The 14,194-nt window shown below is 35.2% G+C and carries 13 protein-coding genes, 1 pseudogene and 1 riboswitch; of the genes and pseudogenes, 6 read left to right on the forward strand and 8 right to left on the reverse strand.

The annotated features are described in order from the left end of the window. The first annotated feature begins 65 nt into the window (after positions 1-65). A riboswitch (cobalamin riboswitch) is annotated at positions 66-254 on the forward strand. A gap of 127 nt (positions 255-381) precedes the next feature. Further along, entirely contained in the window at positions 382-2,673 is a 2,292-nt protein-coding gene (gene metE, locus BM350_RS02945; protein WP_090914231.1) for a 5-methyltetrahydropteroyltriglutamate--homocysteine S-methyltransferase, read from the forward strand. A 298-nt stretch (positions 2,674-2,971) separates the two neighbouring features. Here the strand turns inward: metE and BM350_RS02950 are convergent, their stop codons facing one another. After that, complete coding sequence (locus BM350_RS02950; protein WP_090914229.1) at positions 2,972-3,682, reverse strand: ArsR/SmtB family transcription factor; 711 nt, start codon at positions 3,680-3,682, stop codon at positions 2,972-2,974. 69 nt (positions 3,683-3,751) lie between these two features. Here BM350_RS02950 and BM350_RS02955 point away from each other — a divergent pair, with 69 nt between their 5' ends. Continuing rightward, positions 3,752-4,225, forward strand: coding sequence for a DinB family protein (locus BM350_RS02955; RefSeq protein ID WP_090914227.1), 474 nt, complete (start codon positions 3,752-3,754; stop codon positions 4,223-4,225). Between the two features lie 48 nt (positions 4,226-4,273). Then, positions 4,274-4,609 (forward strand): MFS transporter, encoded by a 336-nt coding sequence (locus BM350_RS02960; RefSeq protein WP_244547930.1) that lies wholly within the window; start codon positions 4,274-4,276, stop codon positions 4,607-4,609. Here the strand turns inward: BM350_RS02960 and comJ are convergent. Both comJ and BM350_RS02970 read right to left on the reverse strand, forming a co-directional pair. Next, positions 4,533-4,745: pseudogene (comJ, locus tag BM350_RS02965) on the reverse strand (competence protein ComJ); the annotation flags it as partial. The gene BM350_RS02960 and the pseudogene comJ sit on opposite strands and share 77 nt — an antisense overlap. Positions 4,746-4,758: 13 nt before the next feature. Continuing rightward, a complete protein-coding gene (locus BM350_RS02970; RefSeq protein WP_090914224.1) occupies positions 4,759-5,193 on the reverse strand; it encodes a NucA/NucB deoxyribonuclease domain-containing protein in 435 nt (144 codons plus the stop codon). A gap of 260 nt (positions 5,194-5,453) precedes the next feature. Here BM350_RS02970 and BM350_RS02975 point away from each other — a divergent pair, with 260 nt between their 5' ends. Beyond that, positions 5,454-6,212, forward strand: coding sequence for a DUF3967 domain-containing protein (locus BM350_RS02975; protein WP_090914222.1), 759 nt, complete (start codon positions 5,454-5,456; stop codon positions 6,210-6,212). 30 nt (positions 6,213-6,242) lie between these two features. Here the strand turns inward: BM350_RS02975 and BM350_RS02980 are convergent, their stop codons facing one another. Continuing rightward, positions 6,243-7,529 carry a sensor histidine kinase gene (locus tag BM350_RS02980; RefSeq protein ID WP_090914220.1) on the reverse strand — a complete coding sequence of 429 codons (1,287 nt, stop codon included), beginning with the start codon at positions 7,527-7,529 and terminating at the stop codon, positions 6,243-6,245. Positions 7,530-7,744: 215 nt separating this feature from the next. Here BM350_RS02980 and BM350_RS02985 point away from each other — a divergent pair, with 215 nt between their 5' ends. Further along, positions 7,745-7,945, forward strand: coding sequence for a hypothetical protein (locus BM350_RS02985; RefSeq protein ID WP_090914218.1), 201 nt, complete (start codon positions 7,745-7,747; stop codon positions 7,943-7,945). 107 nt (positions 7,946-8,052) lie between these two features. After that, positions 8,053-9,210, forward strand: coding sequence for an aminotransferase A (locus tag BM350_RS02990; RefSeq protein ID WP_090914216.1), 1,158 nt, complete (start codon positions 8,053-8,055; stop codon positions 9,208-9,210). A 15-nt stretch (positions 9,211-9,225) separates the two neighbouring features. Here BM350_RS02990 and BM350_RS02995 read toward each other — a convergent pair whose 3' ends face one another. The 4 genes from BM350_RS02995 to BM350_RS03010 form a co-directional block, all read right to left on the reverse strand. Next, the gene (locus tag BM350_RS02995) at positions 9,226-10,254 is read right to left on the reverse strand and encodes a LacI family DNA-binding transcriptional regulator (protein WP_090914214.1); all 1,029 of its coding nucleotides are present in this window, start codon (positions 10,252-10,254) and stop codon (positions 9,226-9,228) included. A gap of 335 nt (positions 10,255-10,589) precedes the next feature. Beyond that, a complete protein-coding gene (gene malD / locus BM350_RS03000) occupies positions 10,590-11,432 on the reverse strand; it encodes a maltosaccharide ABC transporter permease MalD (protein WP_090914212.1) in 843 nt (280 codons plus the stop codon). Next, positions 11,433-12,734 (reverse strand): carbohydrate ABC transporter permease, encoded by a 1,302-nt coding sequence (locus tag BM350_RS03005; RefSeq protein WP_090914211.1) that lies wholly within the window; start codon positions 12,732-12,734, stop codon positions 11,433-11,435. It lies immediately after the preceding gene. Between the two features lie 78 nt (positions 12,735-12,812). After that, positions 12,813-14,075, reverse strand: a complete 1,263-nt coding sequence (locus BM350_RS03010) for a sugar ABC transporter substrate-binding protein (protein WP_090914209.1) — start codon at positions 14,073-14,075, stop codon at positions 12,813-12,815. Positions 14,076-14,194: the final 119 nt, after the last annotated feature.

Below are 14,194 nucleotides of genomic sequence, written 5' to 3' on the forward strand. Positions count from 1 at the left end.
ATAGTAGACAATTTTTAAAATATTATGATAAAATCTGTTTCAATATCATTTACGCTAGTTACATTCCTTTCCAAAAGGAGATAGGTACACGAAAAAATATTTTCGTGTTTAAAAGGGAAGTTTGGTGAAAATCCAACGCGGTCCCGCCACTGTAAGTGCAAAGATTTCTTTCTATATACCACTGTGAAAACGGGAAGGTGATCGAAATCGCTGATGCATGAGCCAGGAGACCTGCCTATTTTAACGGCACTGATAGACTCACGGATGATGAGGAGGTGTTTTTAACGAAAGAGAAGTATTTTCTGCTTCTGTGGCCACTTTTCGTTAAAAGCATTTCCGAGTATACGGAAATGCTTACTTATATTTAGGGAGGAATTTACAATGACACTTTTAACAAGTAACTTAGGGTATCCACGAATTGGATTACAACGCGAATGGAAAAAAACTTTAGAATCTTTTTGGACAAACAAAGTGGATGAACAACAATTTGTGAAACAAATGAAAGAGATTCGCCTTCAACATCTAAAAGTACAACAAGAAAAAGGAATCGATCTCATTCCAATCGGTGATTTTACATATTATGACCATGTCCTTGATACAGCATATATGCTGGGGTTTATCCCTTCTCGTTTTTCAAAGTATACATCGGAACTTGACGTATACTTTGGCATGGCACGCGGTTCAAAAGATCACGTTGCTTCTGAAATGACAAAATGGTTTAATACAAATTATCATTATATCGTTCCCGAATATGAGGATCATCTACATATTTCCCTTAAAGAGAATCGTCCACTTCGTTTATATGAAGAAGCAAAACGAGAACTAGGTATTGATGGTAAGCCTGTTATATTAGGACCTTATACGTTTTTAAGCTTAGCCAAGGGTTATAAAAAAGAACAATTCACAACCATTTTACAAAAATTAACACAACCGTACATTCAATTGTTACAAGAATTACAAGATGCTGGTGTACACTGGGTTCAAATTGATGAACCAATCCTTACTTCCCTATCAAAACAAGAAGTTAGTATCGCAAGAAATTTGTATGAAACAATCTGTAAAGCTGTTCCAAATCTATCTATTATGCTACAAACGTACTTTGATAGCATAGAAGAAAACTATGAAGAGGTTATTTCATTCCCGGTTACTGGGATCGGGCTTGATTTTGTACACGGTAAAGAAGGGAATTTGCGCGCCTTACTACAACATGGATTCCCATCTGATAAAGTATTAGGGGTCGGTTGTGTAGATGGCCGTAACATTTGGAGAGCAAACCTTGACGAAATTCTCTCCCTTTTCCATACATTGCAAGAAACTTTGCAACCGAAAGGATGGATTGTCCAACCTTCTTGTAGTTTACTTCATACCCCTATTGACAAGACAACTGAAACACACCTTGTACACGAATTATACGATGCGCTCGCTTTTGCATATCAAAAACTAGAAGAACTTACTATTTTACAAAAAGCTCTCGTACATGGAATAGAAAGTATTTCTGATGAATTACAAACGTATCGACGTGTGCACGAAGCCATTTGTACTTCAGCAGCTCGTAATCGTAAAGATGTACAATCTACACTATCAGCATTACAAGAAGAAGACTTTTCCCGTCCTCTTTCATTTGAAAACCGCTATAACTTACAGCAAAAAGCTCTGAATCTACCATTACTTCCAACAACAACAATTGGTAGCTTCCCGCAAACACAAGAAGTTCGTCAAAAGAGAAAACAATGGCGCAGCGGCGATATCTCAAATGAACAGTACGAAAGGTTTATTGAAGAAGAAACAAAAAAGTGGATTCAATATCAAGAAGAAATTGGGCTTGATGTCCTCGTTCACGGCGAATTTGAACGAACAGATATGGTAGAATATTTTGGCGAAAAACTTGCTGGTTTCTCCTTTACGAAAAACGGTTGGGTACAATCGTACGGTTCCCGCTGTGTGAAACCTCCTGTTATTTATGCTGACGTTGCGTTCATTAATGGTATGACAATAAAAGAAACGGCATTTGCACAAAGTTGTACGAAAAAAGTTGTTAAAGGTATGTTAACTGGTCCTGTCACAATTTTAAATTGGTCTTTCGTTCGAAATGATATTCCAAGAAAAGAAGTTGCTTATCAAATTGCCCTAGCACTTCGCCATGAAATTAAATTACTTGAATCATCCGGTATTCGTGTCATTCAAGTTGATGAGCCTGCACTACGCGAAGGAATGCCATTAAAAGAAAAAGATTGGGAAACATATTTAACATGGGCTGTCCAAGCATTCCTCCTTTCTACTTCTTCAGTGGAAAACGAAACACAAATTCATACGCATATGTGCTACAGTAATTTTGAAGATATCGTAGAAGCAATCCGTCAACTTGATGCAGATGTTATTTCCATTGAAACATCAAGAAGTCACGGGGAGTTTATTGATACATTAAAAGAACATCCATATGAAAAGGGAATTGGTCTTGGTGTATATGACATCCATAGTCCACGTGTACCAAGTATAGATGAAATGTATGTAATTGTAGAGCAATCATTAAAGGTGTGTGATCCAAAGTATTTCTGGATTAATCCAGATTGCGGCTTAAAAACAAGAAGAACAGAAGAAGTTATTCCCGCACTAACACATATGGTAAAAGCAGCTGTAAAAGCACGTCAACTTTTACAAACAAGTGCGCAATAATAACTTAAAGCTTCCCTCTGTGTGGCTCACTGTCCGCGAATCACTAGATAAAATAGAAAACTACTGCCCCTTGGTTATCAAGACCTAAATTCAAAAAAACTTAAAATATAGAGGTTCTAACATATTAGTCATATACAATATGTTAGAACCTTTTATATTTGAAACTGAACTTGATTTGTACCTTTCTTATAGGGGTTCCACCAAAAACATACGTTAAGGAATAATAATATATCTAGCCTTTTTAGGATAAAATTTCCTCCTACAATGAAAGATCACATCACTTGACGGACTAATAGAATTAAACAGACTTACTTTCGTTTTTATTTATGTTTATACCTAATTGATCTTGCAAGGCTTTTTTACCGTTGTTTGTAAGATGGACTGCTCGACTGTTTTCTTCTTTTGTAATCCATCCTTGTTCAAAAAAAAGATTGGCTATTTCAGATCCTAACCACCCCGAAATATGATAACGTCTTTCACTCCAATCAAGACAAGGCTTTGCAAATATCCTCCTTTTTATATTAGCCTTTTCGATATTGATCCCAAATTTTAAAAACCACTTTTTCCCTTGCTCAGTCACAGCGTACTCTTCATCTTCTAGAGTTAGAAGTTGTCTATCAATTAGCCCCTCTGTTATTTTTACACCAAGCTCCCCTGCAAGATGATCATAACATGTTCGAGCATTACGAACTTTTTTTAGTTGATCGGACTGCCTCAAAGAGCGAACTGGAGCAGTTGGTGCAATCGTCCCTAATTTTTCAAGAGCTTCCGCTACCTCCTGATTAGCAAGTCTATAGTACCGATGTCTACCATGTTGTTCAACATTAAGGAGATTACCCTCGACCAATTTAGAAAGATGAGAACTGATTGTTGGATGTGACACTTTTGCCATATATGCTAATTCACTAGCTGGTAAAGCCTGACCATTCATTAAACAATCTAAAATTATTGCCCTTGTAGGTTCAGCAATTAGTTTTGCTATATATGAGATATTCGGATATACATTCATATTTCGATGATACCCTAATTATCTATTTGATACAATTATCTTAAATCCACAAGCAAGGAGGAGTTTATAATGAATACAATTGAGCTTTGTATATTAAATTTAAAGGAAACAAGAAGGCGCTCTATCAAATTGTGGAGGTCTCTTCCTGATAACTTGCTTTCTTGGAAACCTGACAACGAAGCAATGTCTTTTGGGGAGATGATTCGTCATGTGTGGAGTGCAAGTTTCCATTATCACATGCTCTTAAGGAACAACGGATTGATAAAGACAGACATATATACCCCATGTGATGAAAAACCAATCACTTCTGTTGAAAAAGAGATCGAGTTATCGCAATTGTATTTTGACGATTTTATAGAATATGTTGAATCCATATCAACGGAGGAACTAGAGTCAAGACTTATTGATAGAAGTGATGTAGGCTACCAACGATATTTAGGTGACATGCTTTTAAGAATTGCCTATCATGATGCCGTTCATACGGGTCAGTTTTTACAATACTTACGAATGGTAGAGTTGGAAAGGCCCCTTATATGGGATTAACCTTAAATAAAGATTTTGTGAGGAAATCCCCATTGGTCATCGTATATAATGGCTAGTCTATTATTTCTATATGGAATTGGGGAAGGGATATTTCAACCAGCTAATATTGTATCAGTTATGGCGTCTGTATCCAAAGAAAAACAAGGTACGATTGGAGCTGTACAACGTATGTTACAAAACGTAGCAATTGCATTTGGTGCTGCAGTTGCTACAACATTTATGAGTTCACAAGGCGACATAGAAACATACAAGCTTATTCAAGCTTTCCGATATTCGTGGTATATCGCAGGAGGATTACTATTATTTAATCTTCTTTGTTTTCTACAAACTTCTGAGTATATACCATTATTTCACACGTATAATCAGATAGTGCTTCAAATATAATTGCTCCCCCAGCCTCAGCATAGCCTCTTTCAAAATCCTTATCCGTCCAGTCTACATGTGGAGGTGTCATGTCTTGATTCATCAACATGAATTGCGAATAGGAAATTGTTAACTCCCCCCTCCTCACTCCTTTCATACAAGGTAATATATTATTTCACAATAAATTTCACACGTGTTCCATCTGGATATTGATCCAATTGATTACCGACCCAAGAACCTGCACCTCGGTTATCTGCAGGACTAATATATTCAATATGTGCTCCTTTTCCGCCTTCTTTACACATCGCCATCGGCCATTCATCACGATCATACCCTTTCTTTGGTGGATATGGAGCTAATGATTGCTTTCTTCTATCTGCAGCACCATTTCGATCAATCGTACAAATTTTAGAATGACCTTCTTGTATTGCATTTTCAATATGATTTCCTGTTTCAGGATACTGTTTTTTCGGAAACTCAAGAATTTGGTCGTATGCTACGTCTTTCTTATTCTCTGGTTCCGGTACTATCAAAATTTTGTATACACCAATTAGTAAAGAAAGGATTGCAACGATTGTAATTAAAATACCTTTAACTTGTTTCATCTAATCTAAGTCCTCCATTTTCTTGCCGCTAATATGGAACGTTTCTCCTCCTCATCCTGTCATTATAACAAATTTCATATTCTTATATTTTCAGACATTATTCTATATTCCTGTCTTCTTTTCCATCAAAAACATGCTGTTTTATGCAGCATTCCACTAATCGTGTAGAAAACTTTCAACCTTCCGACATTTTTTTTCAAAGGAAGTACAAAACAAGAAATGGAATTGATATACATGATACTTTTTAGGGAGGAAATGTCATGAGTGGAACATATAAAACGAAAGATGTCACAAATAAAACGGGAATCCCCAAAAATGTAATTCGCAAATATAGCCAACTTTTAGAACAACATGGCTATTTTATTGATAAAACAGCTCAATCTCGCTCGTATAAAATGGATGATTTACGAATATTAAAAATGATTCACGAACGAGCCGCTACATTGGAAGAAGATATTATGGAAACGATTGCATTTATACTAAAAGGGGAAGAATCTCCAACAGCGTCTCCTGCTATTATAGAGGAAAATAACGACTTGCAACCGAATGAACAAAGCAAAAAATTTGAAGAATTCATGCACAAATTAGATATGCTCGCCCAATTAAACGAAGCCATTATTCATCAAAATTCAACCCTTATTACACAGAATCGTTTAAAAGATGAAAAGCTAAATGAATTAATTCACCAAGTATATGTAAAAGAAGTAAACCAAGAAGAGATGTTGCAAAGTCTTGTGGATCATGCCGCAGAAACTGATGCGCTCCAAAAAGAAAAAATGGATCTACTCATGAACCATATGTATAAGCGTGAATCCAAACAAGAAGAAAAAATGAACAAACTTATGAATCAAGTTTATAATAAAGAAAGTAATCGTGATGTACAACTCATGCAAGTAATTCGAGAAATTCAAGAAACAAAACGATTAATTGCCGCTTCGCAAGAACAAAGTTTATTTAAATCGTTTAAAAATTTATTCGTTCGATTTAAATCTGAAAAAACGGGAGAAATAAATAAATAAAAAATAAAAGTTACCGTACCTTGGTAACTTTTACTCTTTATGTACAATGTTTTGCATCGCATCTGGTAAGGTAATAATCGCTTCCGTTCCTTGTCCTATTTCACTTTTATATACAAGTGTACCACTATGAGCTTGCAAAATACTAAATGTAACCATTAATCCAAGACCTGTTCCCTTTTCTTTCAATGAATAGTATGGTTGTCCAAGTCTCGCAAGCTGCTCTTTCGTCATTCCAACACCGCTATCTTTAACACGAATAACAATAGATTCATCTTTTTGCCATGCAGTCACTTTTAAATATCCTTTATTGTCTTGAATTGCCTCAATCCCATTTTTCACAACATTCATAATCGCTTGTTTTAATTTCGTTTTGTCACCTATCGTATATAAATTTTCTGCAATTTCAACTTGTAAATATACACCTCGCATTGCAGCAAATGAAGACATTAACGTAGTCATTTCAATAAGTTGTGCAGATAAACAAATATGTTCTTTCTTATCAATTTGCGGCCTTGCTAAATTTAAATAGTCTGAGATAATTTGTTCTGCCCGGTCTAATTCAGCTAAAACAAGACGCATGTATTCTTTATTTTTCACATCTTCTGTACTTTCCAATAATTGAATAAATCCGCGTACAACTGTAAGTGGATTACGAACTTCATGAGCTACACTCGCTGCTAACTCGCTAACAATATTTAATTTCTCAGATTTTTGCATTTCTGTTCGTAACATTGCATTTTCATATAAATATTCTGTTAAGTAAACTTGGAAGGTCATCGTCATTATCATAATGAAAGAAGCAAATATATATTCGCTATATAAATAAGATATCATTGGTGCAAATCCCTTCCCAAATAACAGACCAAATATTTCAAATCCTAAAGAGATTAGAGTATAAACAGATGCCAACATAAAAGATAAAACCATTTTTTTATGTCTCGAAAATGTCCCCCACTTTTTAGACAATAAAAAAGGAATGACAGAGATAAAAGTAACTTCTAGTACACGCAACCAACTTAAACCATTGAGAAATCCATCGTATAAAATGGCAATTATAGCTGGAATGATACCAACTATGCCACCATACAAAAATGCACTAATAATTGAAATTTGATGAAAATCATAATTACAAGTTTCCCAAACACAAATCGGATACGTCATCGAAAGAATAAGCGTAATTGTTGATAATAATACAATAAAATAGCGATTGGGCTTTTGATTCATACTTTGATAACGATTTAAACGAATTGCTTCATACAAAAATAGCGGCAAAATAATGATAGCAACTTGAATCATTAAGTCGCGGATAAGTCCCATCCCCTCATCACCTATATTCATTTTGATATGATTATATCATTTTATTGACAAATTTGTTTAATTTTTTAGATTATTCCAAACATTTCCGTAAATAATTTGTGAAGATTCATTCACAAGTGTTACAACTTTTCGAAATGATTGTAAACCATGTATCAAATTATCCTGATGCCATATACAATAAATACAGGATAAGAAATCGATTGGAGGAAGATAAAATGACAGGAACTGCGCTCGTCTTAAACGAGGAAAATCTTGTTGTATTAGAAGATATTGAGAAATCAGTGTACGAAGAATTACAAGGGCAAACAGGTACAAATGATTGTACATGCTCTGTAAACAACTCAGTAGTGCATTTAGGAAAAATTTCTTCTGTTCTTTGGAGTGAAGACGAAATCGATTGGGAATACGGTTATTAAGCAAAAGGTCGCTTTAGCGGCCTTTTTTATTTGTAGCTTTTCAAAGCGATTATATGATAAATATGATAAAATAAAATAAATTTTGCAACGGAAGAAAGGGAGACAAAATGGAACAATTTATTAACCCTCGCGTAAAGGACATTCAAATTTCTGGAATTCGTCAATTTTCTAACATGATTCAACATTATGATGATCTTATTTCACTCACAATTGGACAACCTGACTTTCCAACGCCTTCTTTAGTAAAAGAAGCCGCTAAGCGAGCTATTGTAGAAAACTTTACAAGTTATACACATAATGCGGGCTTATTACAGCTTCGTCAAGCCGCTTGTGATTTTTTTAAAGAACGCTATGATTTAGTATATTCTCCTGAGAATGAAACAATTGTCACTATTGGAGCAAGTGAAGCAATTGATATTGCCTTTCGTACAATTTTGGAAGAAGGAACAGAAGTAATTTTACCAGCTCCTGTCTATCCAGGGTATGAACCTATTATTCGTCTGTGCGGTGCAAAACCTGTTTTTGTAGATGTTCGTAAAACTGACTTTCGCTTAACAGCAAAAGCACTTGAAGAAGCCATTACAGACAAAACCCGGTGCGTCGTACTACCATATCCATCAAATCCAACTGGTGTAACATTATCTAAAGAAGAACTTGAAGAAATTGTGGCAGTATTAAAGAATAAAGATATTTTTGTTCTTTCCGATGAAATTTACAGCGAACTTGTATATCAGGATAAACATATATCTATTGCAAATTTCCCAGAAATGCGCAACAAAACAATTGTCATTAACGGTTTAGCCAAATCTCATTCTATGACAGGATGGCGCATCGGCTTTTTATTTGCCCCAAACTTCTTAACAAGTCAAATTTTAAAAGTTCATCAATATAACGTTACATGTGCAACTTCAATTTCCCAATATGCGGCAATCGAAGCGCTAACAGCAGCAAAGGACGCTCCCCGTATGATGCGTCATCAATACAAAAAACGCCTTGATTATGTATACAACCGTCTTGTACAAATGGGATTAACTGTAGAAAAACCAACAGGAGCATTTTATCTCTTTCCTTATATCGGTAATTTCTCTTCCTCTTCTTTTGATTTTGCAATGGAACTTGTGAAAGAAGCTAAACTTGCAGTTGTTCCAGGATCGGCATTTTCTGAATACGGTGAAGGGTTCATTCGTATTTCTTATGCTTATAGCATGGAAATGCTGAAAGAAGGCTGTGACCGTTTAGAAACATTTATACAACAAAAAAACTAAGAGGAAATCCTTCTCTTAGTTTTTTTTATTTTCACTACAAGTCTGACGTTTCACCAATTTATGAGGAATAATAATACACTTTGGTGAAACTTCACAATGTTCAACTTTGTCAACTAAGTATCTAGCCGCTTCGTAGCCTAGTTGATAAATATTTACATCTATCGTTGTTAATGGTGGATTTGCAATTTCAGATAATAATACGTTATTAAAGCTAACAATAGAAATATCTTTCGGTACGGAGATTCCCTTTTCTGATAAAGCACTTAATACACCTAATCCTATTAAATCATCCGTCGCAATAATAGCTGTTGGCTGTGCACCAAGTGTCATAAGTTTTTCTACTGCTTCTTGACCACTTTCTCGTAAAAAACCAAGATTTAAAATATACTCAGATGGCAGAGAAATATCAGCTAATTTTAATGCATCTGTCATTCCAGCAAGGCGATCTTTCGTAACGAGTAAATCTGAATCCCCACCAATAAAAGCAATTCGGTCATGTCCAAGTGAAATTAAATATTCCGTTACTTCTCGTGCCGCCGCATAGTTATCATTATCAATATATGTAATATCTTCTTTTCGCTCATATGGCTTACCAATAAGAACAAATGGAAAATTCTGTTCATGTAAATATTCTAAAATACGGTCATTCATACGGGAATATAAAAGAATAATACCACCTATTTGTCTTCCTTGTACCATTTTCACAACACCATTAAAAATCTCTTCTTCCGTTTCTCCCGTTGACATATACAATGAATATTCTTCTCCATGTGCGAATGAGCTAATTCCTCGAATCACTTCTGGAAAAAATGGATTTTGAAAGGCTTTACTCGCAGAACTCGGCATAACGAGTCCAATCGTTTTTGTTGTTTGGTTTGCAAGACTTCGCGCATTTAAATTCGGGTGATAGCCTAATTCAGCCATTACTTTCCGAACACGTCGCTTTGTTTTCTCACTAATGCTCGGATTATCAGCAATTACACGTGAAACCGTAGAAGGAGCAACATTTGCTTTTTTTGCCACGTCTTTAATTGTAACTGTCATAAATTTGTTCCTCCTCTCTTCTTTTCTTTAAATCATTTATACAAATTACTTCTATTTCCATTCCCCATTAACGGGCAGTAAACTTTCCACCTCAAGATTCAGAGAAAATAAAGAAAACAGATGATGGATAAAGCCCTCTTACTGATAAAAAAGCCACTTTATTCCACCCGAAAAATTTCTATCAATGTCAGTCTATAATCTCCCTCTCCATGTATTGTAAGGGATAGAGCATTATTTTCCTATACTATATGCTATTTTTTTTATAATTACCCTGTTCTTATATCATCTAAACCGATATTTCTATAAAAAAAGATAAATGAGACATGCTGTCCCATTTATCCCTTCGTTCCTCCAGCTGTTAAACCAGAAATAAAATATTTTTGCAAAGATAAGAACAAAATTGAAATTGGTATCGCAATTAATACCGAGCCTGCCGCAAATGTTGTAAATTCATTACCGAATTTTTTCGCTACCATTTCATATAATCCAACAGCTAATGTATAATTTTCTGGTGTACGTAAAATGATACTCGCTAAAATAAAATCAGTAAATGGACCAATAAAAGTAAATAACGCTACAACCGCTACAATTGGTTTTGCTAAAGGCATAATAATTTGCCAAAAAATCCGAAAATGTCCTGCCCCATCCATACGAGCTGATTCGTCTAATTCTTTTGGAATCGTATCAAAGTATCCTTTCATGAGCCACGTATTCATCGGAATTGCACCGCCAACATAAATTAAAATCAACGCAATATGTGTATCCATTAATCCTGTTAGCTGCGCTAAAACATACAATGCAATTAACGCTGAAAAGTTTGGGATCATTTGGAGAATTAAAAATGTTAGTAACCCATTCTTTCTTCCGACAAAACGATATCTCGAAAATGCATATGCTGTAAAACTAATTGACAATACAGAGAAAATCATTGTCAAAATACTAACTTTCAACGTATTTTTATACCAAAGTACATAGTTACTTTGCGAGAGATCAAGTAGTTTTTTGTAATGATCCAGCGTTGCATTTTTAGGAATGATACTTGATCCAGAGAGACTATCTCCTGGGTTAAATGATGATCCTACAATCCATAATAATGGATAGAAAATAATTACACACATCATGAAAATTACAAAATAACTTAATGAAAGACGTAATATCTTCTGTCGTTTTATGTTCATTTACATCATATCCTCTTCTTGGAATGATTTTGTTCTTTTAAATTGCCATAAAGCAACTGAAATAACAATTAGCGATAAAATCATCGTAAGTGCTGCTGCTTTCCCATATTGAGACGATGTCATCGTCAACTTATAAATCCAAGAAATTAAAATATCTGTTCCGCCTGCATTTTGTCCCGATACAGCTGGACCACCGTCGTTAAACAGATAAATAATACTGAAATTGTTAAAGTTGAACGTATATTGCGTAATTAAAATAGGAGCAGTCGCATATAAAACGAGCGGTAATGTAATTTTACGAAATTGTTGCCAAGCTGTCGCACCATCTACCGTCGCAGCTTCATACAATTCACTTGGAATCGATTGCAGTATACCTGTCGTCATTGCAAAGATAAAAGGAAAACCAAGCCATGTTTGAATGGAAATTAAGGCAACTTTCGTCCAAAATGGGTCTGTCATCCAAGCAATTTTTTCAATTCCAAATAGAGCTAACACTTGATTGTTAATGGCACCAAATGATTCATTAAACATCCCAGCAAATACGAGGATCGATACGAATGCTGGAACAGCCCAAGGTAAAATAAAAATGGTACGAATTATCGCTTTCCCTTTAATTCCTGGCTGATTCACTAAAATTGCCAAGAAAATCCCAAGCGCTACTTGCAATGTCGTTGCGAAAAACGTCCAAATGATTGTCCAAGAAAATACACTTACAAATGTACTTCGCCACATTGGTAATGTGAAAATATCAACAAAATTTTTAAAACCAACCCAATCTACAAGTTTTGCAGGAGGAGAATGATATAAATCATAGTTTGTAAATGCAATGAGTATGACGAAAATAATTGGAAGTACAACAACAAAGATTAATAACAGAAATCCTGGCGAAACCATCATATATGGAAAGCCTTGGTCTAATAAATGATGATACTGCTCTTTTACAGAGTGTAACGGTATTCCTTCATCACGCCTTTTCCCATTTTGATATGCATCATATAAATTAAAAGCATATACGCTTAATCCAAACACAATAACGATAAGCGCTAAAATCCCTTTTACTAATAGAAAGATAGAGTGATCACGAGGAACTTCTGTACCGAGCGTTACAATCCCCCACAACCCAATATTTAATAAGTCAGCAAATGCTACAAAAAACGAACAAGTCAATACTAAAAAAATAATACCTTTTACATATTGTTTATTGTACAGTTGACCAATACCCGGAATAATAGACAACGTTGCCGCTGTTTTTCGGTGTTTTGAAACGTTTCCTGCATGAGCTGGTTCAAAGGATGTCTGCATGGTTCTTCCCCCTTTTTTTCTTCCCCTTGGAAGGAGGAGAATTCGTGTCTTTTGTATACAAAAGACACGAATTCTATATTATTTTTGCTTACTATGATTTGCTTCAATGTTTCCTTTAATTTGTTTCACAGCCCCATCAAGTGCAGCTTTTGGATCTTGCTTGTTTGTTACAACTAATTGCAGCGCATCACCCGCTGGTTTCCAAACTTCTTGCATTTCTGGAATATTCGGCATTGGAATACTATTTTCCGCTTGTGCTACTACCGCTTTTGCAACTTCGCTATCTTTAATAATTGGGTCTTCCATCACTGATTTCACTGGAGGAATTTCTTTTGTTTTTTCAAAACGAATTTTTGCATTTTCTTCATTTGTTACCCATTCAGCAAATTTTGCTGCTAAATCTTTATTTTTTGAAAAGCTTGTTACATGCCATCCTTTTACACCAACAAATGTTTTCAACGGTTGACCATTTGGTAATTTTGGCATTGGTGCTACGCCATAATCAATCCCTGCTTTTTCAATTGCTTGAAATGCCCATGGACCGTTCATAATAGATGCTGCTTTTCCTTCATTAAATAATCCATCTGCAGCTGAACCGCCAGACTCACCGATAATACCTTTTGGAAATAAGTTTTCTTTATACCATTTTTGAATATATTCTGCACCTTGTACTGCACCGCTATTGTTTAAACCAATATCTGCTGGGCTCGGTTTACCATCTTTCTCACCAAATACATAACCACCCATACCAGCCATAAATGCATTCGCAAAATAGAAGTTATCTCCTAATGCTAAAAATCCGTATTTCCCGTCCTTCGTAAACCCTTTTGAAAAATTAAACAGTTCATCCATCGTTTCTGGCGCTTTTGGCATTAATTTTTTATTGTAAATAAATACCGGGGTTTCAATAGCTTTTGGTAAACCGTATAATTTCCCATCATATGTTTGTGCTTTTAGTGACAAATCAGTAAACTTGCTCTTAACAGAATCATCTACTTTTATTTCAGAAAGCAGCCCCTCTGTTGCTGCATTCCCAATATGATCATGCGGCAATGTTACAACATCTGGCCCTGTACCAGCCGGACCGTCCAGTCGAAGTTTTTCTTCTTGTTTCGTCATCTGAACTTCTACAACTTTTACTTTTACATTATATTTCTTTTCAAAACTTTTTACGGCTGGATCTAAAGCAACACCTTTTTTCTGATCTTCCCAAACAAGAAGATCATAATCTTTCTTCTCCTTGCTCGCTTCTTTTTTCCCTGAATCTTTCGGACCACACGCGGACAACATTCCGATTGTCAAAGCTGAAACTGTTAACAATGATAGCGCTTTCTTCTTCATCCCTAACTACCTCCCAAAATATGTACATAATAACCAAAAATGAAAACGTTTGCATATAATAGTTTAATAGAAGCACAAACAACTTTCCAATCTATGAAAACGTTTGCGCTATTTGTCTA

The organism is Bacillus sp. 103mf, from assembly GCF_900116295.1.
Lineage (GTDB): Bacteria > Bacillota > Bacilli > Bacillales > Bacillaceae_G > Bacillus_A > Bacillus_A bruguierae.

Excerpts from the sequence above, each read along its gene's own strand:
- BM350_RS02975 (WP_090914222.1), top strand. The coding sequence starts at position 5,454 with ATGAGTGGAACATATAAAACGAAAGATGTCACAAATAAAACGGGAATC.
- BM350_RS02980 (WP_090914220.1), bottom strand. The coding sequence starts at position 7,529 with ATGGGACTTATCCGCGACTTAATGATTCAAGTTGCTATCATTATTTTG.
- BM350_RS03010 (WP_090914209.1), bottom strand. The coding sequence starts at position 14,075 with ATGAAGAAGAAAGCGCTATCATTGTTAACAGTTTCAGCTTTGACAATC.
- BM350_RS02985 (WP_090914218.1), top strand. The coding sequence starts at position 7,745 with ATGACAGGAACTGCGCTCGTCTTAAACGAGGAAAATCTTGTTGTATTA.
- BM350_RS02950 (WP_090914229.1), bottom strand. The coding sequence starts at position 3,682 with ATGAATGTATATCCGAATATCTCATATATAGCAAAACTAATTGCTGAA.
- BM350_RS02960 (WP_244547930.1), top strand. The coding sequence starts at position 4,274 with ATGGCTAGTCTATTATTTCTATATGGAATTGGGGAAGGGATATTTCAA.
- malD (WP_090914212.1), bottom strand. The coding sequence starts at position 11,432 with ATGAACATAAAACGACAGAAGATATTACGTCTTTCATTAAGTTATTTT.
- metE (WP_090914231.1), top strand. The coding sequence starts at position 382 with ATGACACTTTTAACAAGTAACTTAGGGTATCCACGAATTGGATTACAA.
- BM350_RS02995 (WP_090914214.1), bottom strand. The coding sequence starts at position 10,254 with ATGACAGTTACAATTAAAGACGTGGCAAAAAAAGCAAATGTTGCTCCT.
- BM350_RS02970 (WP_090914224.1), bottom strand. The coding sequence starts at position 5,193 with ATGAAACAAGTTAAAGGTATTTTAATTACAATCGTTGCAATCCTTTCT.
- BM350_RS02990 (WP_090914216.1), top strand. The coding sequence starts at position 8,053 with ATGGAACAATTTATTAACCCTCGCGTAAAGGACATTCAAATTTCTGGA.
- BM350_RS03005 (WP_090914211.1), bottom strand. The coding sequence starts at position 12,734 with ATGCAGACATCCTTTGAACCAGCTCATGCAGGAAACGTTTCAAAACAC.
- BM350_RS02955 (WP_090914227.1), top strand. The coding sequence starts at position 3,752 with ATGAATACAATTGAGCTTTGTATATTAAATTTAAAGGAAACAAGAAGG.